Below are 22,552 nucleotides of genomic sequence, written 5' to 3'. Positions count from 1 at the left end.
CAGCCTTTTCCCAAAACGACACGTCCGCATGCGAAAACAGGTTAATTAAACGTCAATTTCCAAAGCGCGAGGTAATTTCTGTGGCAAGTGTTGCACCTTCGTTACGGTAGCGCTCTTCTGCCACGATGGCCGCCGGGGTGCAATCCGTATAGACCGAGGCGAAGGCGCGATAGCCGCGATTGAAGGCTGCCGTGAGCCTTTCCTTGCGTGGCGGTTCGTTGCCGGCCTCCGAATCGAGCAGCTGCTGCATGCCCTTTCGCCACTCATCACCGCCCGCCGCCTTACAGAGGGTCCTCAGATAATGCACCGAACCCAGCACTTCGGCGAGCCGCGCCAGCTTGTCGTCGTAAGGTACGATCGCGGCCGGCGGGGCAATCTCCTCCTCCTCTGGAGGCGGCGTGTTCTTGCCCTGAGCCATGGTGGGGCCGGCGAGCACGAGCAGGGACAGGACAACGCGTCGAACGGGAATCATGCTTCCAGTTGATACGTTGAGCGTGACGGCAACAAGGCGCGCTTGAAATTTTCCACTTCTATTCGCCGCCCTCTAAACTTAATTCCGAACAGGATGATTATCGGCCGGTTAGCCGATAATCATCCTGTGCCAGCCGTTCCGCGCATTCGAGCACGCTTTGCGGCACGGGCAGTCGCCGAATCTCATCCACCGTGTACCAGCCCAGCGCCGCTGCATCGTCTGCGGCTTCCGCCACCATGTCTCGGTCGGCCTCGACACGAAAGACCGACAGGAAGAAATGGCTCTTGATGCTGCCGTCCGGCCCATGGGTCTTCAGGTCATAGGTCGAAAACAGCTGCGGATTATGCGCCGAGATGCCGGTTTCCTCGCGGAATTCCCGCAGCGCCGTCTGCTCCGGCGTTTCGCCCGGCTCGGCGCGCCCACCGGGGAAGGCATACATGTCGGCGGAAGGCGGGTTGCGTCGCAACACCAGCAGGAATCGTCCGTCACGTTCGAGAATGGCGGAGGAGGCGGCTTTGGCGGTGGAGATCATTAGACTGCTCTCGTTGTGACGATCCATTCTATTGGACCGATTGTTGCATGCAACTGCTGCCTGGCTTCCCCAATTTTCGTGTGGGCCGGTTCGGAAGACAAGGCTCGAAAGCCGGTGCCGCGGTTCCCGAGGTGACGACATGTGTGCAACAAAGATCTCAGATTTTCGAAAGGCCTTTGCGTGACCTATATCATCTACGCCTTTGCCGCGGTTCTTGAGATTGCCGGCTGCTTCGCCTTCTGGGCGTGGCTGAGGCTCGAAAAGCCCCTCTGGTGGCTGGCGCCCGGCATGATCTCGCTCGCGATTTTCGCCTGGCTGCTGACGCTGGTCCCGAGCGACGCCGCCGGCCGAACCTTTGCGGCCTATGGCGGCATCTATATTCTCGCTTCGCTCTTCTGGCAGTGGCTGGTCGAGGGCCGTGTGCCCGATCGTTATGATATCGGCGGCGGATTGATCTGCCTTGCCGGGGCGAGCGTCATTCTTTTTGGGCCGAGGGGCTGAAGCATGTCGCGCAAGCGCAACGCGGTCGCTCTTTGGTCGCGGCATGTTCTTGTCGTGAAACCCTGTACAGTTTTGCGCGGCATGCTCAGGGTGCCTTGACCGGACTCGGACCGGGTGCAAAGACAGACCGATGTGTGGACGTTTCGCCCTGACAAATTCCAGCGCAGAGCTGCGCAATTTCCTCTCCGGTGTCGATCTCGACGATTTTCCGGTGCGCTACAACATCGCCCCGACGCAGCCGATCCTCGTCGTCATCGCAGGTGAGGGCAGGGAGCGAGGCAGCAACCTGGCCGACCGGCGCGCGGTGCTGGTGCGCTGGGGTTTTACCCCGGCCTGGGTCAAGGACCCGAAGGAATTTCCGCTGCTGATCAATGCCCGCGCTGAGACTGCGATCGGCAAAGCCTCGTTTCGGGCGGCGATGCGTCACCGCCGCGTGCTGATTCCGGCTTCGGGTTTTTATGAATGGCATCGTCCGCCGAAAGAAAGCGGCGGCAAGCCGCAGGCCTATTGGATCAGGCCGCGCCACGGCGGGATCGTCGCCTTTGCCGGGCTGATGGAAACCTGGTCCTCGGCCGATGGCTCGGAAGTCGATACCGGCGCGATCCTGACGACGTCGGCCAATGCGGGCATCTCGGCGATCCACGACCGCATGCCTGTCGTCGTCAAGCCGGAGGACTTCTCGCGCTGGCTCGATTGCAGGACGCAGGAACCGCGTGAGGTGGCCGACCTGACGCAGCCCGTTCAGGACGATTTCTTCGAGGCCGTACCGGTCTCCGACAAGGTCAACAAGGTCGCCAATATGGGGCCCGATCTGCAGGAGCCGGCCGTCATCGAGCGGCCGCTCAAGGCAGCCGAGAAGCAAAGGCCGAATGACGGCCAGCTCAGCTTTTTCTGAAAAGCTATCGGCCGCATATGGCACGGCGGCCTGTTCGGCTCGTTCGCGATGTCGGGGGCATGTCGCGCAAAAGCGTGTTGCGGTTTTGCGGCAACGACATGCCTGAGAACAAGACCCATAGCGCAAGAAACGAATCCGCAAGATCACGACGCTTTAGAAACATGCCGCAGTCTTGGGCCAACGGCATGCCGGAAACTGGAAGGTGAAGCGCAGGTGACGGCAGTTCGAAGCTCGGCGCTTCAAGCGGATTTCTTGACGCTCTCGGGCTTGTTCTTCGCCATCAGCGATGCCGCGGCAACGGCCTTCAGGCCGACGGGGCGATAGTTGGCGGCGAGGTCCGGCTTGGCCGTCTGCTGTTCACCGGTACTGCTATTCTTCGAAGTCACGGATACTCTCCTTTACGTGGTTCTTCCCTGGGTATTTTATTTTTGCAGTTTCGCTAGAAATAGCGACAAATCGGCGACGTCGCTTATCAGGATTTGTGAACGCCCACCATAATTCGCGAGGCTTAACTGAAGCCTACGTTGGTTAATACTTACTGAAGGAAGCGGTTCCAAAAAAACTGCGCAGCCGTTTTCCCCGGGAAAGCTCATGGCTTTCCCGGAAGAAGCGCACGTTTTCCGGGAATAGGCGAGAACAAGGGGAGAAGCACTTCCAGGGGAGAGAGGCCAGGAAATGCTTAGAGGTCAGATGTGACGGCCGATATCGTCGTCGCCGACGCCGGGCTCCTCGATCGTCAGCGTCCCATATTTCCGCCGCCATTTCCGCGCGCCGAAGGGAAGCGACACGAGATAGGCGGCAACGGTAAACACCATCACCTCCCAGGTGTAGCTCATCAGCAGAGCCACATAGAGTACGACGCCAAGCATCATCGGCAGCACGAGATCGCGCCGCATCCGGTTGCCCTCCGATTTGCCCGACCAGACCGGCAGCCGGCTGATCAGCAGGAAGGCGATAAATACGGTGTAGATCGACGAGACGAAGGCGAAGGTGCGGTCGGTCGCGATCCCAAGGAAGCCGAGATAGACCGGCAGCAGCACGAGCATGGCGCCGGCCGGCGCCGGCACGCCGACGAAATATTCCGACTGCCAGCTCGCCTTGTTTTCGCTTTCGGCCATGACATTGAAACGGGCAAGGCGCAGTCCGGCGGCGATCGCATAGATCAGCGCCGCGATCCAGCCGAGCGAGCGCGCCTGGTCGAGCGCGAAGACATAGACGACGAGGGCGGGTGCGACGCCGAAATTGACGATGTCGGCAAGCGAATCCATCTGTGCGCCAAACTTCGAGGTCGCCTTCATCAGCCGCGCCACCCGCCCGTCGATGCCGTCGAGGAACGCGGCGACGAGCACCATGGAGACGGCGAGCTCATAACGATTTTCGAAAGCAAGCCGGATGCCGGTCAGCCCGGCGCAGATTGCCAGAATGGTGATGAGATTCGGAAAGACGAGGCGGAGCGGGATTTCGCGCAGACGCGGGCCGCGGGCAGAATCATCCGGACCATTGGGCTCGAAAGGTGGAAAAGGCGTTTTCATATCGCGTTCCAATCTAGAGCTAGCTGCGGCGGCTGATGACGGGACCCTTGGCCGAGGCGAATTCGGCGATGACAGTTTCCCCGGCAATCGCCGTCTGGCCGAGCGAGACCCGCGGTGCTGCACCGGCGGGCAGGAAGACGTCGAGTCGAGATCCGAAGCGGATCAGCCCGAAGCGCTCGCCGGCATCGACCGGCTCGTTGGGGTTTGTCCAGCAGAGGATCCGCCTTGCCACGAGCCCGGCGATCTGGACGACACCGATCTGGCCGTGACGGGTTTCGATCACCAGCCCGTTACGCTCATTGTCTTCGCTCGCCTTGTCGAGTTCGGCGTTGACGAAGCTGCCGGAGCGATAGTTGATGCTGACGATGCGCCCGCGCATCGGCGCCCGGTTCACATGGCAGTTGAAGACGTTCATGAACACCGAGATGCGCAGCATCGGCTCGGAGCCGAGGTCGAGCTCGGCCGGCGGGGTGACCATCTGGATCGCCGAGACCCTGCCGTCGGCCGGAGAGATCACCAGATCGTCGTCCTGCGGGGTCACGCGCTCGGGATCGCGGAAGAAATAGGCGCACCACAGCGTGAAAATCATGCCGATCCAGAAGAGCGGCTCAAAGATCCATCCGAGGATCAGCGAGGCGACGAAGAAGGCGGCCACGAAGGGATAACCCTCCTTGTGCACGGGGACGATCGTGTTGCGAACCGTGTTGAACAGGCTCATGGCTGCCGGTCTCCTTGCGTTGTCGTTTTTTGCTGGTTAGCGAAAAACCGCCTCCGGGGCAATGCTGCGGCCTCGGCCCCCGTTCGCCCGCCGCGGTTCTGAACAACAAAAGCCTGTACCGGCGTCTGGTTCCCCAATCAGTTCGCCGGCGCAAGACGCGCGATCACGCCCATATCGTCGCTTTCGCGCACCTGTTTCAGGAGCTCCTCGGCCTGTGTAGCCTCGCGCTGGCGGTTCCACATCGAGGCATAGAGACCGTTTTTATCAAGCAAGGCGGCATGCGTTCCGCGCTCGGCGATCTCGCCGCTTTTCAGCACGATGATCTCGTCGGCGCCGATGACGGTGGACAGCCGGTGGGCGATGACCAGCGTCGTCCGGTTCTTTGAAACCACATCGAGCGCCGTCTGGATTTCCCGTTCCGTCGTCGTGTCGAGCGCCGATGTCGCCTCGTCGAGGATCAGGATCGGCGGCGCCTTGAGGATGGTGCGGGCGATCGCCACCCGCTGCTTCTCGCCGCCCGAAAGCTTGAGCCCGCGCTCGCCGACTTTAGTTTCGAAACCTTCTGGCAGCGTTTCGATGAAATGGGCGATCTGCGCCACCTCGGCCGCGGCAAAGACCTCGCCGTCGCTGGCCGACGTGCGGCCGTAGCGGATATTGTAGGCGACGGTGTCGTTGAAGAGCACGGTATCCTGCGGCACCATGCCTATCACCGAGCGCAGGCTCTTCTGCGTCACCGTGCGGATGTCCTGGCCGTCGACCGTGATCGTGCCGCTCTGAATATCGTAGAAACGATAGAGCAGCCGCGACAGTGTCGATTTGCCCGCACCCGAAGGGCCGACGACGGCGACCGTCTTGCCGGCCGGCACTTCGAAGGAAATACCCTTGAGGATCGGGCGGGCTGCATCATAGGCGAAGTGCACGTCCTTGAAGGCAATAGCGCCCTGGCCGATCCGAAGCTCAGTTGCATCGGGCGCGTCCTTGACTTCGGCTTTCACCTCCAGGAGGTCGAACATCTGCTCGATATCCGTCAGTCCCTGGCGGATTTCACGGTAGACGAAGCCGATGAAGTTGAGCGGCGCGGAAAGCTGCAGCAGCATCGAATTGACGAAGACGAAATCGCCGACCGTCTGCTCGCCGCGCTGCACGGCCAGTGCCGACAGCACCAGCATGATCGTCGTGCCGATACCGAAGATGACGCCCTGGCCGAAGTTCAGCCAGCCGAGCGAGGTCCAGACATCGGTCGCCGCCTTCTCGTAGCGCTCCATCGATTTGTCGAAGCGTTTGGCCTCCATCTCCTCGTTGCCGAAATATTTGACGGTTTCGAAATTGAGGAGGGAGTCGATCGCCTTGGTGTTGGCGTCGGTATCGCTGTCGTTCATCGACCGGCGGATGGCGATGCGCCAGTCGGATGCACGGATGGTGAACCAGATATAGGCCCAGACGGTGAAGGCGGTGACGGCGAGATAGGAAAAACCGTAACCCCACCAGAAGATCGCGGCAGTCAGCAGGAATTCGATGACGGTCGGGACCGAATTGAGGATCGTGAAGCGCACGATCGTCTCTATGCCCTTGGTGCCGCGCTCGATGATGCGCGAGAGACCGCCGGTCTTGCGTTCCAGATGGAAGCGCAGCGACAGCTCATGCATGTGCACGAAGGTCCTGTAGGCGAGCTGACGAACCGCATGCTGCCCGACGCTGGCAAACAGCGCGTCGCGCAGCTGGTTGAGGCCGAGCTGGATCAGCCGGGTGACGTTATAGGCGATAACAAGCGCGATGGCGCCGGCAAGCAGCGGCGGCACCGAACCGGCCAGATCCATCCTGCCGTTCAGTGCATCGGTCGACCATTTGAAGAAATAGGGGACGAGCAGCAGGACGAATTTGGAGATCAGCAGATAGACCGAGGCCCAGACGACGCGCATCCTGAGGTCGGGCCGGCCGGCCGGCCACATGTAGGGCCAGAGGTTGAGAAGCGTGCGCAGCAGGTGGGATTCCGAGACAGTCTTGCCGTTTGCCATGCGTGTCTCCAGCCCGGTCGGGATTGCCGCGGTCGTGTGGGTCGATGCCGGCAAAGCGCGAATGGGACTTGCTCGAGCGCTTCCCAATCACTGCCAGATAGGGTGCCGGGCGGATGAATACAACAAATGCGGGGTTCAGGAAAAGCTAAAGCGCGTCGCATCAAATTTGATTCAGGCGACGTGCTTTAGCCCTTTGTTTTTATGCATGTCGTTGTCCCGAAACCACTGCACCCTTGCGGGCGACATGCATGAGGCCGGGCGGTTATCCCGCCCGGCCCGATCAGGTTCTTCTGTGATGTTTAGAGTTGCCGGTTGGAAAGGCGTTTGCGGTGCAACTCCTCGGCATTCGGCAAGGCATCCTTCGGCAGGCCGAAAATCTGGCCGGGGCGGATGCGGTCGGGATTGATGATCTTGTCCTCGTTGGCGATGTAGATCGTCGTATAGCGCACGCCGAGGCCATAGGTCCGGCGCGAGATCTGCCACAGCGTGTCGCCGCGGCGAATGATGACCGCCGCGTTGTTGGCCGTCAGCGGCGCCTGTTCGATCGTCCTCGGCTGGTTGCCGGCAGCCTCGTTTGCAGCCGGTGTTGTCGACGCGGGTGCAGCCGGCGCGGGTGCTGTGGTGAGTTCGGCGATCAGCGCGCCGAGCCCGTCGAGCGCGGCGCCGACCGACTTCGCGTCCTGCGGCAGCCCCTGCAGCATTTTCAAGGCATTGGAAGCAGTCTGCGAGGCCGCGCCGGAGGCTTGCTTGAACGGGTCGGACGCATCGGCCGCCGGGCGGAAGTCGGCGACTGAGCGCAAAGCGAATTCCGTTGCCGAGCGTGCCGCGGCAAGTTGTTCGGCGCCGGGCAGCTTGCCATCGGCAAACAGTCCCTTCAGCAGGCCGAACGCCTTGCCGACTTCGGTCTTGAGCTTGCCGAGTTCGCCTTCGTCGAGCGGCACCATCGGAGAAGCGCCATTTGCATCGGTGGGGCCGACTTGAGCGGCAACCCTCACCTGGTCGCCCGCCGGGCGATTGAAGTTCACCGCGGCGCGCACAATCACCTTGCCCGTGGGATCGACGACGTCGACGCGGATCTTATGGTCGCCGACCGAGAGGGTCGCAACGCCTTCGATGACGAAATGGCCGTCGGGGCCGGCAGTATCCTGGCCGACAAGGTTGTCGTCGGCATAACCGAGAACCTTGGCGTTGGCGCGCGCCGTACCGGCAATGAATATCTTGTTACCCTCGATTTCGACGGCGTTGACCATCACATCGGGCGCAGTGGCCTTGTCGGTTCCGGCCGCACCCGGAACGGCCGGCGCCCCATCCGTGCCACCGCCGGCGGCGGGCAGGCCAGGGGTCTGCAGCGCCAGCTCACCCGGCGCTACAGCTGGTGCGGTAGGAGCGCCCGCTGCAGCGGCAGCGGTTTCGCCGGCCGCGGTCGTGTCGGCAGGCGGCGCCATTGGATTGGAGGCGTCGGCGACTTCGGTTCCGCCCGTCGGCGCCGTGATGATGCGGCTTGCGGTGCCGGGCTTGGAGACCATGGCGAGCAGATTGGCGGCATTGCCATCCTTCGGCACGGAAACGGTTGCGACTTCTTCGGAAAGCGTAGTCTTGCCATCCTTGCCCGTCACCTTGAGCACGAGCTGGTGGTCGCCGGCCGGAAGCGGATCGTCGAGGACGGCGGCGAAATCGCCGCTCGGGCCGATATCGGCCGTCGTCACCACCTTTTCGCCGTCAAGCACTTCGAGCTTGCCGTTCGGCTCGGCGGAACCGGCGATAACGGTCGAACCGTCAGGCTCGACACGCAGGACGTCGAAGGCGGGAAGTTTCGGGCCGGCATTCGCTGCCGCCGCGGCGGGCTCGGGCGCGCCGGTCAGTGCCGCCTCAGCCCTGGCGATTGCGGCAAGCGCATCGGTGCGGCTTTCCGGCAGCGACTGCACGATGGCGAGCGCCTTGGCGCCACCTTCCTTGGCCTTCGTGACAACGGCTTGCGTTGCGGGATCGACGCCGTCGGGAATGGTGAAGCCGGCGATTGCGGTGAGCGCGTTGATGGCCTTCGTCTTAGCGGCGGTGAAGACATCGATGGCCGGGCCTTTGCCATCGGCAAACAGCGCCTTGAGCGCGCCGAGCGCCGCACCGGCGTCGGCCGAAAGACGGCCCAGCTGATCGGAGACCGCAGCCGCGTCGCCGGCAGTGGAGCGCGAGGTCTTTGCCGCTTCGTTAACCGTGTTCTTGAGCTCCGTGCTCGCCTGGTTGATGGCGTCGCCGACCTTGGATGCATCGCCGCCGATGCGCGGCATGACTACGAATACCATCAGTAGGGTTGCGATTACGAGCACTGCAAGGGCCAGCAAGCCGGCACGGTTCTTCATCATTATGTCTCCCAAGGCGGCAATTTGCCGTAGTACCGAAAATTGCTAGCGATTCCCGTTGCTTTTCACAAGCATTCAAAGCAATTAGGCAAGCTAGGCATGCTGCTTTTCAGTCAATTTTCTTGACTGCATTGAAATGAAATAGTTGTTTCGCCTCCATGACCGAACAATCTGTATCGATTCGATCCATCTGCGTTTACTGCGGCTCGAGGCCGGGACGCGATCCTTCCCACATGGCGGCCGGGCGCGCTCTCGGAAGAGAGATCGCCGAATACGGCCTGCGCCTCGTCTATGGCGGGGGTACCAAAGGCATCATGGGCGCGGTTGCAAGCGGGGTGCTTTCAGGCGGCGGTCAGGTCACGGGGATCATCCCGGAGTTCCTGATCGATATGGAAGCGACTCGCCATTCGCTCGGTCAGCTCAACGAACTCATTGTAACCCCTGACATGCATGCGCGCAAACATACGATGTTCGAGCGCTCCGATGCCTTCGTCGCGCTGCCGGGCGGCATCGGCACGCTGGAGGAAATCGTCGAGATCATGACCTGGGCCCAGCTCGGCCGCCACGAGAAGCCGATGGTCTTTGCCAACATCAACGGTTTCTGGGACCCGATGATGGAGCTGATGCGTCATATGACCGACGAAGGTTTCCTGCACACCGCCCACCGGGTGCAGCCGCTCATTGTCGACGACGTTTCCGGCATCATCCCGGCGATCATGACCCAGGCGGCCCAGCTCGCCGCCGATCGCGACGGCGAGGACGCGGTAATCTCGAAGATGTAGGTGGGGCGCGAGATTTAGCGCCCGCGGCCGGCCTTCAGCATCGACCAACTATAGAAGAACAGCCCCGCCCAGATCAGCGGGAAGGCGATCATGCGCGCCGTGCCGAGCGGCTCTTGAAAGGCGAACACGGCGATCAGGAAGATCATCGTCGGCGCGATATACTGCATGATACCGATCGTCGAGAGCTTCAGCAGCTTGGCGCCATTGGCATAGATCATCAGCGGCACGGCAGTGACGACACCGCAGCCGAGCAGCAGGGTCGTGTCGGCAAAGCCGGTGCGGTAGAAGTGCCCCTGTCCGCTGCCGAGTTCGAGATAGAGGATGTAGAGGAGGGCGGGCACGCTCAGGATCAGCACTTCCAGGAAGAAACCCTGATTGGGGCCGAGCGGCAACGTCTTGCGGAGCAAGGCGTAAAAACCCCAGCTGACCGCCAGCGTCAGCGCCACCCACGGAATGCCGCCGCTGTCGAAGGCGAGAATGGCAACGGCAAGTGCGGCAAGCGCGATCGCCGCGATCTGCAGCGGCTGCAGCTTTTCCTTCAGCAACACCGCGCCGAGGAAGATGCTGAACAGCGGATTGATGAAATAGCCGAGTGCCGCGTCGAGCGAATGGCCGGCGCCGATCGCCCAGACATAGGTGCCCCAGTTGACGGTGATCAGCGCCGCCGTCAGCGCCGCCATCGCCAGCATGCGCGGCGAACGCAATGCTGCGCTTATATCTCCGGTGCGTCCGAGCACGATCAGCACGATGCCGGCCAGCGGCAGCGACCAGACGATGCGGTGGGCGATGACTTCGGCCGGAGAGATATGCGCCACCGCCTTCATGTAGAACGGCAGGAAGCCCCAGAGCAGATAGGCTGTCAGCGCGAAAGCGAAACCGCGCGGACTATCTTCGTTCTTGGCCAAGGGAACGGATGCATCGGTCGACATCGGGTGTTTCCATCTTTGTTCTTCTTCTGATCCGGCCTAGCTTAAGCGCCGTGAATAGGCCAATTCATTTCGTTGAATGAATGGTGAGAGCATTTAGCAAAGACCAGGCGATGACGAACACGAGCGGACGATCAGCCCGGACCTCAGCGGCCGAAAGGCCGGCGGCGCCGGCAGCGCCGCCGAACCGGCGGAAAAGATTCATTCCGCCGCGATCTTGCCCGCCAGCTGCCGGTTCTTCATCAGCTTATAGATGACGGAATCCATCAGCGCCTGGAACGAGGCGTCGATGATGTTCTCCGAGACGCCGACCGTCCACCAGCGCACGCCGTCGCTGTCGGTGGATTCGATCAGCACGCGGGTGATCGCCTCCGTGCCGCCGTTGAGGATACGCACCTTGAAATCGGCAAGCACCAGATCGTCGATCTCGTGCTGGTATTTGCCGAAATCCTTGCGCAGCGCCAGGTCGAGCGCGTTGACCGGGCCTTCGGCATCGGCAACCGACATCAGCGTCTGGCCGTCGATGGTGATCTTGACCACCGCCTCCGAGACGATTTTCACGCGGCCGAGACTGTCGAAGCGGCGCTCGATCATCACCCGGAAGCCTTCGATGGTGAAGAATTCCGGGATGGTGCCGAGCGTGCGATGCGCCAGCAGCTCGAAGCTCGCATCGGCGCCCTCATAGGCATAGCCGATGGATTCCCGTTCCTTGACGATCGAGATCAAGAGGTCGAGCTTCGGATCGTCCTTGGCGACGGTGATGCCGCGCCGCTTCAGCGCATTGATGAAGTTCGCCTTGCCGCCCTGGTCGGAGACCATGACCTTGCGGAAATTGCCGACGCTTTCCGGCGCCACATGTTCATAAGTCTTCGGATCCTTCAGCAGCGCCGATGCGTGGATGCCGGCCTTGGTGGCGAAGGCGGAAGCGCCGACATAGGGCATCTGGTGGTCGGGCGAGCGGTTGAGCAGCTCGTCGAAGGCATGCGAGAGCCGCGTGAGGTTGAGCAGCCGCTCCTCGTCGATCGCCGTTTCGAAACGTGTGTTGTAGGCGCTCTTCAGTGCCAGGGTCGGGATCAGCGTCACCAGATTGGCATTGCCGCAGCGCTCGCCGATGCCGTTCAACGTGCCCTGGATCTGCCGGACGCCGGCTTCGACCGCAGCCAATGAATTGGCGACCGCCTGGCCGGTGTCGTTGTGGGCATGGATGCCGAGACAGCGGCCGGGCACGCCGGCTGCGATCACCGCCTCGACGATGGCGCGCACCTCCGGCGGCTGCGTGCCGCCATTGGTGTCGCAGAGCACGACCCAGCGGGCGCCACTGTCAAAGGCGATCTTGGCGCAGGCGAGCGCATAGGCCGGGTTGGCCTTGAAACCATCGAAGAAGTGCTCGCAATCGACGATCGCCTCCTTGCCGGCGCCGACCGCCGCCTTGACGCTTTCGGCGATGCATTCGAGATTTTCCTCGTTGGTGCAGCCGAGCGCCACCGCGACATGGTAATCCCAGCTCTTGGCGACGAAACAGATGGCGTCGGATTTCGCCTGCAGCAGCCCGGCAAGGCCCGGATCGTTGGAGACCGAAATGCCCGCCCGCTTCGTCATGCCGAAGGCGACGAAGCTCGCCTGGCTGGTGCGCTTCTCGCTGAAAAAGGCGGTATCGGTCGGATTGGCGCCGGGATAGCCGCCCTCGATATAATCGCAGCCGAACTCGTCCAGCATGGCGGCGATCGCAATCTTGTCCTCGACGGAAAAATCAATGCCAGGCGTCTGCTGCCCGTCCCGGAGCGTCGTGTCGAAGAGGTAGATGCGTTCTTTCATGTCGTTTCCTCCCGGCGGGCGGGCGTTGTTGGAATGCGTATGCTGCCTCTCATCCGGCTGCCGCCACCTCTCCCCGTTCTGACGGGAAGAAGGGACATGCCGCACCGTTTCGCAAGGCACGTCCCCTCTCCCCGCGCGCGGGGAGAGGGCTAGGGTGAGGGGCTGCCCTGTTAGGGCAATCAGTCCGTCTTCCCTGCAAACTTGTCCGTCGCCCGGATCAGCCGATCGAGAATCCCGGGCTCCGAATAGGCATGGCCGGCGCCTTCGATCAGATGGAACTCCGCCTTTGGCCAGGCCTTGTGCAGCAGCCAGGCATATTTGGCTGGGCAGGGCATGTCGTAGCGGCCATGCACGATGACGCCGGGAATATCCTTGAGCTTGCCGGCGTCGCGGATCAGCTGTCCTTCGTCCATCCAGCCGGCATTGACGAAGAAGTGGTTCTCGATGCGGGCGAAGGCATAGGCGAATTCCGGCTCCTCGAACTTGCCGCTCGTCGAGGGTTCCGGCAGCAGCGTGATCGTTTCGCCTTCCCAGATGCTCCAGGCCTGCGCGGCCGCAAGGCGCACGCTTCTGTCCGCATGCGTCAGGCGGCGATGATAGGCCTGCATCATCTCATGCCGCTCTTCCGGCGGGATCGGAGCGATGAAGCGCTCCCACTTGTCGGGGAACATCTCCGAGACGCCGAACTGATAGTACCAGTCGAGTTCCGCCTTGGTCAGCGTATAAATGCCGCGCACAATGAGCTCGGACACCCGCTCGGGATGGGTCTCGGCATAGGCGAGCGCCAGCGTCGAACCCCAGGAGCCGCCGAATACCTGCCAGGTCTCGACGCCGGCCATCTCGCGCAGCCGCTCGATGTCGGCGACGAGGTGCCAGGTCGTATTGGCATTGAGCTCAGCATGCGGCGTCGACCGGCCGCAGCCGCGCTGGTCGAACAGCAAGACGTCGTAGAGAGCGGGATCGAACAACCGGCGATGGGCGGGTGAGAAGCCGCCGCCCGGGCCGCCATGCAGGAAGACGGCGGGCTTGGCGCCGGGCGTTCCCGAACGTTCCCAGTAGATCACATGGCCGTCGCCCACATCGAGATGGCCGGAGGCATAGGCTTCGATTTCGGGATAGAGGGTGCGCAGTATCTCGGTCATATCTTCACGCCTTTCGCGGGCCAGACTTGGGTGTCATGATCGGGATGCTGAAACGAGATGATCGCCTCCTGTCGGGTATAGAAATCCGGGTCCTTATGCACTGGGGCTTCGAAGATCGTCTCGACCCAGGGCAGGCGGGCATCGTAGTTGACCTGGATTTGCGGCGCGAGATCGCTGCGGTCGTCGAAGGTGCCGATCGCAAGCTCCAGGCCACCAGGATGACGATAGGTCATCGGCGTGCCGCAATCGCTGCAGAAGCCGCGGTCTATATTGACGGAGGACTGAAAGTAGCTCGGCTCGCCGCGGGTCCACTCCATTCCCTCCTCGGGTGCGGTGACCAGCGCGGAAAAGAAGCCGCCGAACTGCTTCTGGCACATGCGGCAATGGCAGATAGAGGGTCGCCCCAGCTTGCCTGAGATGCGGAAGCGCACGGCGCCGCACTGGCATCCGCCTGTTCTTATCCTATCCGTCATAGGTGTTCTCCGAATGGCCAGCTTTTCGTATCGTGGTCGGGGTGCTGATGGTTGCTTGCTGCAATCGCGTTCTCGCGGTCGGGCGTTTCAGGCTGCGGCTCCACCGGCAGGCCGTCCAGCGTGTGAAACCAGGACATCTTGCGGCCGGTATTGGATTGCATCACCGGCCGAACCGCATCGGGATCATCGAGTGAGCCCAGCGCGATGTTGATGAAATCCGCTTCCGGAATATCGTAGAAGAGCGGCGTGCCGCAATCGCCGCAGAAGCCGCGCCGCACCAGATCCGAAGACCGGAACCATTTCGGTGCGCCGCGCGTCAGCTCGAAATCCTCGCGCATGGCGGCGGCAAGCGGCAGGAAATAATTGCCGGCGGCCTTCTGGCACATGCGGCAATGGCAGACATGGGGATAGCCGAGTTCGCCGCGCGCGCGATAACGAACCGCGCCGCATTGGCATCCGCCGGCCTGCTGCTTCATTTCGCTCAAGCGCGATCCTCCGGTGGCCAGACCTGCGTGTCATGGTCGGGATGTTGATAGGAAACGAGTTCGTGCAGGAAGGAGCCTGCCGTCAGATCGGCCTCGGTCCGCTCTCCCGGCAGTTCGTGCAGGTGATCGACGAAGCCGATCTTGCCTTCCACGCCCCATTGAATGGTCGGCGGCAGGCACGACGGATCGTCGAAGGCGCCCGCCGCAATCGCCATTCCGTCTGGCGCTTCATAGGTCAGCGGCGTGCCGCAGTCACCGCAGAAACCACGCTCGACGAAATTGGAAGAGCGGAACTTCTTTCGCTCGCCGCGTGTCCATTGGAAATCGGCGCCGCGCACCGAGACGAGCGGCGCATAATAAGCCCCGAACGCCTTCTGGCACATGCGGCAATGACAGATCGACGAATCCTTGAGTTCGCCGCTGACACGAAAGCGGATCGCACCGCATTGGCAGCCGCCGGTATAGGTGGTCATGGCAGGTCCTCCTGCAGCGACGTCGATGAGAAAGAGAAAGCCCCTCCCAACCCTCCCCACAAGGGGGAGGGCTCTCTCGTGGCGCCGTCTTCGTTTACGTCTCGAATGTTTGCAATTGCGGTGAAGTCGCTTCGGAGCAGTGCGGCGCCGTAGCCCCTCCCCCTTGTGGGGAGGGGTTGGGGAGGGGTCTTATCCCAACACACCACTCTCACCGCTTCACCTCCCACGTCGTCACCCGCTCGCCGGTCACCGGATCCTTGCCGTCCTTCAGCTGGATGCCTTTTGCCGTCAGTTCGTCGCGGATATTGTCGGCTTCGGCAAAATTCTTCGCCTTCAGCATTTCAAGACGCATGGCGACCAGCGCGTCGACCGCCGCGGCGACGGCTTCGTCAATCTCGGCTTTCTTCGGCAGCACCCCGAGGAGGGCGGCCGTTGCGGCGAAGGTGGCGCCGGCGGCGGCATCGGTATGGGCGGCCTGCGCCAGCGCATGCAGCGCCTGCACCGCCGCGACGGTATTGAGATCGTCGGCCAGCGCGTTCATGACGGCCTCGTCCGGCTTGGCGTCGCCGGGCTCCGTCGCCGGCCATTTGGCGAGCAGGCGTTCGGCCTCTTCCAGCCGCTTGATCGAAAAATCGATCGGCTCGCGGTAATGCGTCATCAGCATGGCAAGGCGCAGCACCTCGCCCGGCCATTTGCGGCCGCCGAAGACCTCAGTGTGCAGCAGATCGTGGATGGTGACGAAATTGCCCTCGGACTTCGACATCTTGCGGCCTTCGACCTGCACGAAGCCGTTATGCATCCAGACATTCGCCATCACCTCGGTGCCGTGGGCGCAGCGCGACTGGGCGATCTCGTTTTCATGGTGCGGGAAGATCAGATCCAGCCCGCCGCCGTGAATATCGAAGACATCGCCGAGATAACGCCGGCTCATCGCCGAGCATTCGATATGCCAGCCGGGCCGGCCGCGGCCCCAGGGGCTCTCCCAGCCGGGCTCGTTATGGCTAGACAGTTTCCAGAGCACGAAATCGCCGGGGTTCTTCTTGTGCGCGTCGACGGCGACGCGGGCGCCGGCCTGCTGCTCGTCGAGCGGGCGCTTCGAAAGCTGGCCGTAATCCGCCATCGATTTGGTGTCGAACAGCACTTCGCCGGCTGCGACATAGGCATGACCGTTGGAGATCAGCTTCTCGATAATCTCGGTCATCTCAGCGATATTGTCGGTGGCGCGCGGCTCGACGTTCGGCTCCAGGCAGCCGAGCTCAGCGACGTCGGCGTGAAACTGCGTCTCGGTCTTTTCGGTGACCGCGCGGATCGCATCGTTCAGCGGCAGGCCGGGATGATCTCTCAGCGCCCGCGCATTGATCTTGTCGTCGACGTCGGTGATGTTGCGGGCATAGGTGACATGGTTTTCGCCATAGACATGGCGCAACAGCCGGAACAGCACGTCGAAAACGATGACCGGCCGGGCATTGCCGATATGGGCGAAATCATAGACGGTCGGGCCGCAGACATACATGCGGACATTCTCGGCATCGATCGGCGCAAACACCGATTTCTCCCGCGTCAGCGTGTTGTACAGCTTCAGTTCCGGCGTGCCGCCCATTTCACTCTCCCAGATGCACGATCAGAAAATATCGCAACCGGCGGGCCGGGGCGTTTCGCATCTTGACTATTTGGGAGATGAAAACGGCCAGGCCAGCGCTTGCGCTAGCGAATAATCTTTCCGCAGATAATGCAGATAACCGTTTTCATGCCGCGTTTTATGGCGCGCGAATGACGTTTGGTCAAGGGGGCGAGGAATGATCCGGCGGCAACTGGAACGACGCGTCGGTAATCCTTTTGCAAGAACGAGCGCGCGGGCTTTGGCCGCCATTCTCCCGACGCAAATCGCGCATAGCCAGCTGGGAAGCTACTGAAAATATGGGAGGAATGAGTGGGGACCGTGGTTCGGTGGACGATTGGAGCGACCGCAATTCTAATGGTCGCATCCGTCGCATATTTCGCTTACGATTTCGGCATGCTTCGCTTCAACAATCCAACCTTAGCTCGTTATCCGATCCAGGGCATCGATGTCAGCCATCACCAGGGCGATATCGATTGGAAGACGGTGGCCGCGCAGCCGAACGTGCGTTTCGCGATCATGAAGGCGACTGAAGGCGGCGATCACAGGGATTCAAAGTTTGCCGAGAACTGGCAGAATGCCGGAGATGCCGGAGTGGTCAGAGGCGCCTATCATTTCTTCACATTCTGCCGCCCGGGCAGGGATCAGGCGCAGAATGTCCTGGCGACCGTGCCGAAGGCGCCGGGAACACTGCCGATCGCCGTTGATCTGGAGTTTGTCGGCAATTGCAACAAGGTCCCGACGCTCGAGGAAGTGGCGACGGAAGTGAGTGCCTTCGTCACCGAGCTGAAAGGCACCTTTCCGGAAAAGCCGATCTTTTACGTGACCCAGGAATTCTTCGATCAATATCTGAAAGGCAATGAGGCCCGCTTCCCCGAGCATTACCTTTGGCTGCGAAGCGTATTCAAGGAGCCGGCGCAGGAAGGCTGCGGTCGTTGGTCGATCTGGCAATTTGCCGACAACGGCATGGTGAACGGCATTCAGGGGGCGGTGGATCTCAATGCGCTCTGCCCGTCGGAAGCAGGCTTTGCTCACTTATTCCCGGCCGTTGCCAATTGAGGCGTCGGTCTATTCCGGCAGGCGGTAATCGGCCAGCTTGTTCTCGCGGACAATGAACAGCTTGCCCGTCTCGGTCACGCCGGGACCGAGCAGCGGCAGGATCGCCTTGGCGACCTCGGAAGGATGCGGCAGCGTCTGGGGATCTTCACCGGGCACGGCCTGGGCCCGCATCGCCGTGCGGGTCGCGCCCGGATCGACGCTGGTGACGCGCAGCGGCGTCGATTGCGTCTCGCCGGCCCAGGTGCGGGCGAGCGCCTCGACGGCAGCTTTGGAGGCGGAATAGGCGCTCCAGAAGGGACGGCATTTGTGCGCGGCCCCGGACGACAGGATGACGGCGCGGCCGGCATCGGAGCGGGCGAGCAGCGGATCGACCGAGCGGATCAGCCGCCATGTCGCCGTCACGTTGATGGTCATGACCTTTTCGAACACCTTCGCCTCGATATGGCCGATCGGCGAGATGACGCCGAGTACGCCGGCATTGGCGACGAGGATGTCGAGCTTGCCCCAGCGCTCGAAGATCGAGCCGCCGAGCGCATCGATCGCGTTCATATCGGCGAGGTCGAAGGGCACCAGCGTTGCATTGCCGCCGACCGCCTTGATCGCATCGTCGAGATCCTCGAGCCCGCCGACCGTGCGGGCGCAGGCAATGACATGGGCGCCGGCTTTGGCAAGTTCCAGCGCAGTGAAATAGCCGATGCCGCGCGACGCACCGGTGACGAGTGCGATCTTGCCCTCAAGATTGATGTTCATCTGTCCGGTTCCGGATTGGCTTGCGAAGGTGAGGGGCGCAATTAGGCCCCTCGGAAGCGAAAGTCAAAGTGGCAAGCGGCTCAGCCGTTGCTGGCAAGCATCGAAAGCTTGTTGCCCATAGACTCGCCGTTCTTGTCGAGCAGACGGGTCGGGTAGTCACCGGTGAAGTAGTGGTCGGTGAATTGCGGGCGGGCCGGATTGCGGTCCTCGCCGCCGACGGCGCGATAAAGTCCGTCGATCGACAGGAAGGCGAGCGAATCCGCGCCGATATATTTGGCCATGGCTTCGACATCGGCATACTGGTTGGCGAGCAGCTTGTCGGCATCGGGCGTGTCGATGCCGTAGAAATCGGGGAAGAAGATCATCGGGCTTGCGACGCGGAGATGAACTTCGCGCGCGCCGGCTTCGCGGATCATCTGCACGATCTTCAGCGACGTTGTGCCGCGCACGATGGAGTCATCGACCAGCACGACGCGCTTGCCTTCGATCATCGCCCGGTTGGCGGAATGCTTCAGCTTCACGCCGAAGGCGCGAATCTGCTGCGTCGGCTCGATGAAGGTGCGGCCGACATAATGGTTGCGGATGATGCCGTACTCGAAGGGAATGCCGCTTTCCTGCGCATAGCCGAGCGCCGCAGGTGTGCCGCCGTCCGGCACCGGCACCACAACGTCGGCCTCGACCGGCGCTTCCTTGGCAAGGTTCATGCCCATGTTCTTGCGTGTCGTATAGACGTTGCGGCCGCCGACGACCGAATCCGGCCGGGCGAAATAGACATATTCGAACAGGCAGAGGCGCTCCGGCTGCGGCTTGCCGGGCTTGCGCGCATCAATGCTGATCGAGCCGTCAGGCTGGATTTCGCAGATGATGACTTCGCCGTTTTCGACATCGCGGATGAACTTGGCGCCGATAATGTCGAGCGCGCAGGTTTCCGAGCAGAAGATCGGCTTGCCGTCCAGTTCGCCCATGACGAGCGGGCGGATGCCGGTCGGGTCGCGCGCGGCAATCAGCTTGGTGCGCGTCATGGCGAGCATCGAATAGCCGCCTTCCATCTGGCGGATCGCATCGATGAAGCGGTCGGAGGTGGACGCGTGGCGGGAGCGGGCGATGAGATGAAGGACGACTTCCGTATCGGAGGTCGACTGACAGATGGCGCCGGTGGCGATGATCTGACGGCGCAGCGTCAGGCCATTGGTGAAATTGCCGTTATGGGCAATGGCGATACCGCCTTCCTCAAGTTCGGCAAAGAGCGGCTGCACGTTGCGCATGGCCACTTCGCCGGTTGTGGAGTAGCGCGTATGGCCGATCGATATGCTGCCGGGGAGGCGGGCGAGCGTCATCGGATTGGTATAATGGTCGCCGACGAGGCCCATATGGCGCTCCTGATAGAAGCGCTTGCCGTCGAAGGAGACGATGCCGGCTGCTTCCTGTCCGCGATGCTGCAGGGCGTGCAGGCCGAGAGCCGTGAGGGCGGCGGCATCGGGGTGTCCCAGAATTCCGAAAACGCCGCATTCCTCATGCAGCGTATCTCCGTCGAGCGGATCGTCGGTCGGGAAGGAATGGGACTGGTTCATTTCTGCGGGCCTCTGCTCTCACAAGAATGGATCGGCATTTCCAGTATCATATATCGGAAACTTGGCAGCTTTCCGATAACGTCATGCTGAACGACATCCGCTGCCAAAGCCCGCTCGCCGGCTCTGAAACGGCTGAGGTCCGGCGGAGCTGAATACCCGGCCGGACCTTTATTTCACGTCCCGCTCAAATGGCAATTGCCGGACGGCGGGTCAAGCTCTTGAACACTGTGTCAATTCGCCGGCTGCTGTGTGCCGGCTGCAGGCGCGTCTTCCGCCGGAGCCTGATCGGTGGTCGGCGGCGTGGCGCTTTCGCCGCCCTGTGCCGGAGACTGCATCTTATCACGGAAGCTTGCCTCGATCATCTGGGCAAATTGCTCCGGCAGAACCGCCTTCAGCTTCACCACCATCGAATCCAGGAAGGGCTTCGACTTGGCCTCGTTGACCCAGGCCGGGCGGTGGTCGACATCGACGAGCCAGTTCCAGAAAGCGACGGCGACCACCATCAGCAGCAGGCCGCGCGCCGCGCCGAACAGGAAGCCGAGCGTGCGGTCGAGCGCGCCGATGCGGCTGTCGATGATGAAATCGGCGATCTTCATGGTGATGAAGGAGATGACGATGAGGGCGATCAGGAAGACGACCGCGGCCGAACCGGCGATCGCGATGCGGGCGTCATCGGTGTATTTCTGCGCATAGGGCAGCAGGTAGGGATAGAGGTAGTAGGCGGCGGCGGCCGAACCGCCCCAGCTTGCGATCGAAAGAATCTCGCGGGAGAAGCCGCGGACCATCGCCAGTACGGCGGAGAAGAGCACGACGCCGATGACAATACCGTCGAAAATCGTAATGGGCATGTAATATCAACTCCAGGACTGCCGCTTGGCGGCCGTGTCGTGCCTTATCGTGTGCTTCCTATATCATCACCGTTCCCGGCAATGAAAGGATCAAACCTCGTCTTCCACACGCAGCGCTCCCTTCGATCCGGCGATGCGCGCGACCAGATCCGGCAGGCTTTCGACCTCGTTCCATCGCCCGCCGGAACCCTTCGGCAGCTCGGCGGAGGCGGAAGGAAGCAGCGCTGTGGAAAAGCCCAGCTTCTCGGCTTCCTTGAGGCGCTGGGCGGTGTGCGCAACCGGTCGAATGGCGCCCGACAGGCTGACTTCGCCGAAATAGACGCAATCGGCGGGAAGGGCAATACCGGCGAGCGACGAAACGAGCGCCGAGGCGACCGCGAGATCGGCCGCCGGTTCGGAGATGCGGTAGCCGCCGGCGACGTTAAGATAGACGTCGTGCTGGCCGAGCCTGACGCCGCAATGGGCCTCCAGCACCGCCAGGATCATCGACAGCCGGGCCGAATCCCAGCCGACCACGGCACGGCGAGGCGTGCCGAGCGAGGTTGGCGCCACCAGCGCCTGCACCTCGACGAGAACGGGCCGCGTGCCTTCCATGCCGGCGAAGACGGCCGCACCCGGCGATTTTTCGTTGCGCTCGCCGAGAAAGAGTTCGGATGGATTGGCGACTTCGCGCAAACCTCTGTCGGACATTTCGAAGACGCCGATCTCGTCGGTCGGGCCGAAGCGGTTCTTGACCGTGCGCAGGATGCGGTAGTGATGGCCGCGATCGCCTTCGAAATAGAGCACGGCGTCGACCATGTGCTCGACGACGCGCGGCCCCGCGATCTGCCCGTCCTTGGTCACATGCCCGACGAGCACCATCGCCGCACCCGTCTGCTTGGCGAAACGGATCATCGACTGTACGCAGGTGCGCACCTGCGTCACCGTTCCCGGCGCGGATTCGGCAAGCTCGCTCCACAGCGTCTGGATGGAATCGATGATGACGAGATCCGGGCGTTTGCCCTCGGCGAGCGTCGCCAGAATATCCTCGACATTGGTTTCGGCCGCCAGCATCACGTCGGTATCGGCTGCCGCAAGGCGCTGCGCCCTGAGGCGAACCTGCGCCACCGCTTCCTCGCCAGAGACGTAGATGATCCTGTGGCCGCGCCGCGCAAGGGCCGCGGCCGCTTGCATCAGCAGCGTCGATTTGCCAATGCCGGGATCGCCGCCGATCAGCACCGCCGAGCCGCGCACGAAGCCGCCGCCGAGCGCGCGGTCGAGTTCCGACATGGCGGTATGGATGCGCGGCGCCTCCTCGATCTCGCCGGAGAGCGCCGTCAGCGCCACCGGCCGGCCCTTCTTCGGCGTCTTGCCGGGGCCGGAGCCGATGCCGCCCATCGGGTCTTCCTCGACGATGGTGTTCCATTCGCCGCAATTGTCGCATTTGCCGGCCCAGCGGTTATGCACCGCGCCGCAACTCTGGCAGATGAATTGTGTCCTGGCCTTCGCCATCAAATGTTTCTTTCAGTCGCGTTCTACAATGAAGCACTCGAGGGCTTCATCGAATCATGTCGTGCTTGAGATAATGGCTATCGCGACGGATCAAAAC

At 62.3% G+C, this 22,552-nt stretch carries 22 protein-coding genes; 4 read left to right on the top strand and 18 right to left on the bottom strand.

The features are described from left to right. Nucleotides 1–52: 52 nt before the first annotated feature. Entirely contained in the window at nucleotides 53–472 is a 420-nt protein-coding gene (locus C4N04_RS01555) for a TIGR02301 family protein (RefSeq protein ID WP_038692399.1), read from the bottom strand. Between the two features lie 97 nt (nucleotides 473–569). Beyond that, nucleotides 570–1,004, bottom strand: coding sequence for an NUDIX domain-containing protein (locus C4N04_RS01550; protein WP_106795284.1), 435 nt, complete (start codon nucleotides 1,002–1,004; stop codon nucleotides 570–572). A 180-nt stretch (nucleotides 1,005–1,184) separates the two neighbouring features. Here C4N04_RS01550 and C4N04_RS01545 point away from each other — a divergent pair, with 180 nt between their 5' ends. Then, nucleotides 1,185–1,505 carry a YnfA family protein gene (locus tag C4N04_RS01545; RefSeq protein ID WP_077993415.1) on the top strand — a complete coding sequence of 107 codons (321 nt, stop codon included), beginning with the start codon at nucleotides 1,185–1,187 and terminating at the stop codon, nucleotides 1,503–1,505. Between the two features lie 130 nt (nucleotides 1,506–1,635). After that, a complete protein-coding gene (locus C4N04_RS01540) occupies nucleotides 1,636–2,400 on the top strand; it encodes an SOS response-associated peptidase (protein ID WP_106795283.1) in 765 nt (254 codons plus the stop codon). 239 nt (nucleotides 2,401–2,639) lie between these two features. Here C4N04_RS01540 and C4N04_RS31715 read toward each other — a convergent pair whose 3' ends face one another. The 5 genes from C4N04_RS31715 to C4N04_RS01520 form a co-directional block, all read right to left on the bottom strand. Continuing rightward, nucleotides 2,640–2,786: a hypothetical protein gene (locus tag C4N04_RS31715; RefSeq protein WP_009986385.1), complete on the bottom strand. Its 147-nt coding sequence runs from the start codon at nucleotides 2,784–2,786 to the stop codon at nucleotides 2,640–2,642. A 300-nt stretch (nucleotides 2,787–3,086) separates the two neighbouring features. After that, nucleotides 3,087–3,932, bottom strand: a complete 846-nt coding sequence (gene pssA / locus C4N04_RS01535; protein ID WP_106795282.1) for a CDP-diacylglycerol--serine O-phosphatidyltransferase — start codon at nucleotides 3,930–3,932, stop codon at nucleotides 3,087–3,089. A 19-nt stretch (nucleotides 3,933–3,951) separates the two neighbouring features. Then, nucleotides 3,952–4,650: a phosphatidylserine decarboxylase gene (locus tag C4N04_RS01530; protein WP_038687955.1), complete on the bottom strand. Its 699-nt coding sequence runs from the start codon at nucleotides 4,648–4,650 to the stop codon at nucleotides 3,952–3,954. A gap of 137 nt (nucleotides 4,651–4,787) precedes the next feature. Then, the gene (locus C4N04_RS01525; RefSeq protein WP_106795281.1) at nucleotides 4,788–6,665 is read right to left on the bottom strand and encodes an ABC transporter ATP-binding protein/permease; all 1,878 of its coding nucleotides are present in this window, start codon (nucleotides 6,663–6,665) and stop codon (nucleotides 4,788–4,790) included. A 299-nt stretch (nucleotides 6,666–6,964) separates the two neighbouring features. Then, complete coding sequence (locus C4N04_RS01520) at nucleotides 6,965–9,025, bottom strand: LysM peptidoglycan-binding domain-containing protein (protein ID WP_106795280.1); 2,061 nt, start codon at nucleotides 9,023–9,025, stop codon at nucleotides 6,965–6,967. Nucleotides 9,026–9,180: 155 nt separating this feature from the next. On the opposite strand from C4N04_RS01520, the gene C4N04_RS01515 reads away from it, so the two are divergent. Then, the gene (locus C4N04_RS01515; RefSeq protein WP_106795279.1) at nucleotides 9,181–9,804 is read left to right on the top strand and encodes a TIGR00730 family Rossman fold protein; all 624 of its coding nucleotides are present in this window, start codon (nucleotides 9,181–9,183) and stop codon (nucleotides 9,802–9,804) included. Nucleotides 9,805–9,818: 14 nt separating this feature from the next. On the opposite strand, the gene rarD is transcribed toward C4N04_RS01515, so the two are convergent. From rarD to cysS, 7 genes are all read right to left on the bottom strand, one after another. After that, nucleotides 9,819–10,733, bottom strand: a complete 915-nt coding sequence (rarD, locus tag C4N04_RS01510) for an EamA family transporter RarD (protein ID WP_077993169.1) — start codon at nucleotides 10,731–10,733, stop codon at nucleotides 9,819–9,821. A gap of 198 nt (nucleotides 10,734–10,931) precedes the next feature. Next, nucleotides 10,932–12,545 carry a citramalate synthase gene (gene cimA, locus C4N04_RS01505; protein WP_077993170.1) on the bottom strand — a complete coding sequence of 538 codons (1,614 nt, stop codon included), beginning with the start codon at nucleotides 12,543–12,545 and terminating at the stop codon, nucleotides 10,932–10,934. Nucleotides 12,546–12,724: 179 nt separating this feature from the next. After that, nucleotides 12,725–13,687: a prolyl aminopeptidase gene (pip, locus tag C4N04_RS01500; protein ID WP_077993171.1), complete on the bottom strand. Its 963-nt coding sequence runs from the start codon at nucleotides 13,685–13,687 to the stop codon at nucleotides 12,725–12,727. Next, the gene (locus C4N04_RS01495) at nucleotides 13,684–14,160 is read right to left on the bottom strand and encodes a GFA family protein (RefSeq protein ID WP_077993173.1); all 477 of its coding nucleotides are present in this window, start codon (nucleotides 14,158–14,160) and stop codon (nucleotides 13,684–13,686) included. Before C4N04_RS01495 ends, pip begins: the two co-directional genes overlap by 4 nt. Beyond that, the gene (locus C4N04_RS01490; RefSeq protein ID WP_077993418.1) at nucleotides 14,157–14,636 is read right to left on the bottom strand and encodes a GFA family protein; all 480 of its coding nucleotides are present in this window, start codon (nucleotides 14,634–14,636) and stop codon (nucleotides 14,157–14,159) included. Before C4N04_RS01490 ends, C4N04_RS01495 begins: the two co-directional genes overlap by 4 nt. A 5-nt stretch (nucleotides 14,637–14,641) precedes the next feature. Further along, complete coding sequence (locus C4N04_RS01485; RefSeq protein ID WP_077993174.1) at nucleotides 14,642–15,118, bottom strand: GFA family protein; 477 nt, start codon at nucleotides 15,116–15,118, stop codon at nucleotides 14,642–14,644. Nucleotides 15,119–15,326: 208 nt separating this feature from the next. After that, nucleotides 15,327–16,718: a cysteine--tRNA ligase gene (gene cysS, locus C4N04_RS01475; RefSeq protein ID WP_077993177.1), complete on the bottom strand. Its 1,392-nt coding sequence runs from the start codon at nucleotides 16,716–16,718 to the stop codon at nucleotides 15,327–15,329. Between the two features lie 375 nt (nucleotides 16,719–17,093). On the opposite strand from cysS, the gene C4N04_RS01470 reads away from it, so the two are divergent. Continuing rightward, nucleotides 17,094–17,795 (top strand): GH25 family lysozyme, encoded by a 702-nt coding sequence (locus C4N04_RS01470; protein ID WP_164519051.1) that lies wholly within the window; start codon nucleotides 17,094–17,096, stop codon nucleotides 17,793–17,795. 9 nt (nucleotides 17,796–17,804) lie between these two features. Here C4N04_RS01470 and C4N04_RS01465 read toward each other — a convergent pair whose 3' ends face one another. The 4 genes from C4N04_RS01465 to radA form a co-directional block, all read right to left on the bottom strand. After that, nucleotides 17,805–18,545, bottom strand: a complete 741-nt coding sequence (locus C4N04_RS01465) for an SDR family NAD(P)-dependent oxidoreductase (protein ID WP_077993180.1) — start codon at nucleotides 18,543–18,545, stop codon at nucleotides 17,805–17,807. 80 nt (nucleotides 18,546–18,625) lie between these two features. Beyond that, entirely contained in the window at nucleotides 18,626–20,116 is a 1,491-nt protein-coding gene (purF, locus tag C4N04_RS01460; RefSeq protein WP_038687987.1) for an amidophosphoribosyltransferase, read from the bottom strand. 230 nt (nucleotides 20,117–20,346) lie between these two features. Next, on the bottom strand, nucleotides 20,347–20,964 hold the full coding sequence (locus tag C4N04_RS01455; protein WP_106795278.1) for a CvpA family protein: 618 nt from the start codon (nucleotides 20,962–20,964) through the stop codon (nucleotides 20,347–20,349). A gap of 90 nt (nucleotides 20,965–21,054) precedes the next feature. Then, nucleotides 21,055–22,455 (bottom strand): DNA repair protein RadA, encoded by a 1,401-nt coding sequence (radA, locus tag C4N04_RS01450; RefSeq protein ID WP_106795277.1) that lies wholly within the window; start codon nucleotides 22,453–22,455, stop codon nucleotides 21,055–21,057. Nucleotides 22,456–22,552: the final 97 nt, after the last annotated feature.

Source organism: Rhizobium sp. H4 (genome assembly GCF_003013335.1).
Lineage (GTDB): Bacteria > Pseudomonadota > Alphaproteobacteria > Rhizobiales > Rhizobiaceae > Rhizobium > Rhizobium sophoriradicis.
This window is presented reverse-complemented; position numbering and strand designations above follow the sequence as displayed.